Origin of the sequence: Bacillus sp. DX3.1 (assembly GCF_030292155.1) — a bacterium.
In the GTDB taxonomy this organism is placed as follows: domain Bacteria; phylum Bacillota; class Bacilli; order Bacillales; family Bacillaceae_G; genus Bacillus_A.
On sequence record NZ_CP128153.1, the window covers coordinates 265,001 to 267,500 of the forward strand.

The window sequence follows — 2,500 nt, forward strand, 5'->3', positions numbered from 1 at the left end:
TAAGGTGTGCGAGAGAACTCTGGTTAAGGAACTCGGCAAAATGACCCCGTAACTTCGGGAGAAGGGGTGCTTTCTTAACGGAAAGCCGCAGTGAATAGGCCCAAGCGACTGTTTAGCAAAAACACAGGTCTCTGCGAAGCCGTAAGGCGAAGTATAGGGGCTGACACCTGCCCGGTGCTGGAAGGTTAAGGAGAGGGGTTAGCGCAAGCGAAGCTCTGAACTGAAGCCCCAGTAAACGGCGGCCGTAACTATAACGGTCCTAAGGTAGCGAAATTCCTTGTCGGGTAAGTTCCGACCCGCACGAAAGGTGTAACGATTTGGGCACTGTCTCAACCAGAGACTCGGTGAAATTATAGTACCTGTGAAGATGCAGGTTACCCGCGACAGGACGGAAAGACCCCGTGGAGCTTTACTGTAGCCTGATATTGAATTTTGGTACAGTTTGTACAGGATAGGCGGGAGCCATTGAAACCGGAGCGCTAGCTTCGGTGGAGGCGCTGGTGGGATACCGCCCTGACTGTATTGAAATTCTAACCTACGGGTCTCATCGACCCGGGAGACAGTGTCAGGTGGGCAGTTTGACTGGGGCGGTCGCCTCCTAAAGTGTAACGGAGGCGCCCAAAGGTTCCCTCAGAATGGTTGGAAATCATTCGTAGAGTGCAAAGGTATAAGGGAGCTTGACTGCGAGACCTACAAGTCGAGCAGGGACGAAAGTCGGGCTTAGTGATCCGGTGGTTCCGCATGGAAGGGCCATCGCTCAACGGATAAAAGCTACCCCGGGGATAACAGGCTTATCTCCCCCAGAGTCCACATCGACGGGGAGGTTTGGCACCTCGATGTCGGCTCATCGCATCCTGGGGCTGTAGTCGGTCCCAAGGGTTGGGCTGTTCGCCCATTAAAGCGGTACGCGAGCTGGGTTCAGAACGTCGTGAGACAGTTCGGTCCCTATCCGTCGTGGGCGCAGGAAATTTGAGAGGAGCTGTCCTTAGTACGAGAGGACCGGGATGGACGCACCGCTGGTGTACCAGTTGTTCTGCCAAGGGCATAGCTGGGTAGCTATGTGCGGAAGGGATAAGTGCTGAAAGCATCTAAGCATGAAGCCCCCTCAAGATGAGATTTCCCATAGCGTAAGCTAGTAAGATCCCTGAAAGATGATCAGGTTGATAGGTTCGAGGTGGAAGCATGGTGACATGTGGAGCTGACGAATACTAATAGATCGAGGACTTAACCATATAATATGAAGCAATGTTATCTAGTTTTGAAGGAATATACCTTCATCAGTTTGGTGATGATGGCAGAGAGGTCACACCCGTTCCCATACCGAACACGGAAGTTAAGCTCTCTAGCGCCGATGGTAGTTGGGACCTTGTCCCTGTGAGAGTAGGACGTCGCCAAGCAACCTTTAGACGAGTCAGAATGACTCGTCTTTTTTGTGTTTTTAAAAAATATAAAAAGACGAGAAAAGGAAGTATTATATAAATTCAAATTAAAAAACCGACATAAAACCCTTCTTTTAGGTGGTAGAGAGCATCCGACCATGCATAGAAGCGGTCAGATCCTTTTCCTGCCCCATGCCAAGTGAAAACAAAGAGAGAAAACGAGTGCAGGTTACCTTTTGTTATGCATAGCCACAGCCTATATATCGAAAAATCAAAATGGATTTATATATATAAAGTAAGAACAGATGGGGAATGATAGTGAGTGTTATAGGCTAATAAAGCGTATATAAAAGATAGATTTATCATTTTTCTATATAGATCCAAATTTAAAAAACGACATAACCCCTTTTTTAGGTGGTAGAGAGCATCCGACCATGCATAGAAGCGGTCAGATCCTTTTCCTGCTCCATGCCAAGTGAAAACAAAGAGAGAAAACGAGTGCAGGTTACCTTTTGTTATGCATAGCCACAGCCTATATATCGAAAAATCAAAATGGATTTATATATATAAAGTAAGAACAGATGGGGAATGATAGTGAGTGTTATAGGCTAATAAAGCGTATATAAAAGATAGATTTATCATTTTTCTATATAGATCCAAATTTAAAAAACGACATAACCCCTTTTTTAGGTGGTAGAGAGCATCCGACCATGCATGGAAGCGGTCAGATCCTTTTCCTGCTCCATGCCAAGTGAAAACAAAGAGAGAAAACGAGTGCAGGTTACCTTTTGTTATGCATAGCCGCAGCTATATGTCGAAAAATCAAAATGGATTTATAACTTATGGCAAGGATGATTTTTGTTTGTGTATAGAAAAGAATGTTCGCTTGCAAAAATCATATATCGACAACTGAGCATATGTGATCTTGCGAACGTAATTTATAATGAGGAATTGAATCGCTATTTCCTATGAAGTGTAGTTGCTGTGAATATGCTTTAAGTGGACCTAAAGGAAAATAGATGAATGAAATTAAGTGACTAAGTGGTAGTTAGACTACCGTGTACTTACCTATTGAAGATGATATCAATGAACTGGCTAAGTGATGAAAATGTTCATTGTGA

The 2,500-nt window shown here is 44.8% G+C and carries 2 rRNA genes (1 of these 2 only partly in view); both read left to right on the forward strand.

The features are described 5' to 3' along the window. Nucleotides 1-1,232 (forward strand): 23S ribosomal RNA (locus QRE67_RS01495); it begins 1,685 nt to the left of the window's first position. 49 nt (nucleotides 1,233-1,281) lie between these two features. Next, nucleotides 1,282-1,397: ribosomal RNA gene (gene rrf, locus QRE67_RS01500) — 5S ribosomal RNA — on the forward strand. Nucleotides 1,398-2,500 lie beyond the last annotated feature (1,103 nt).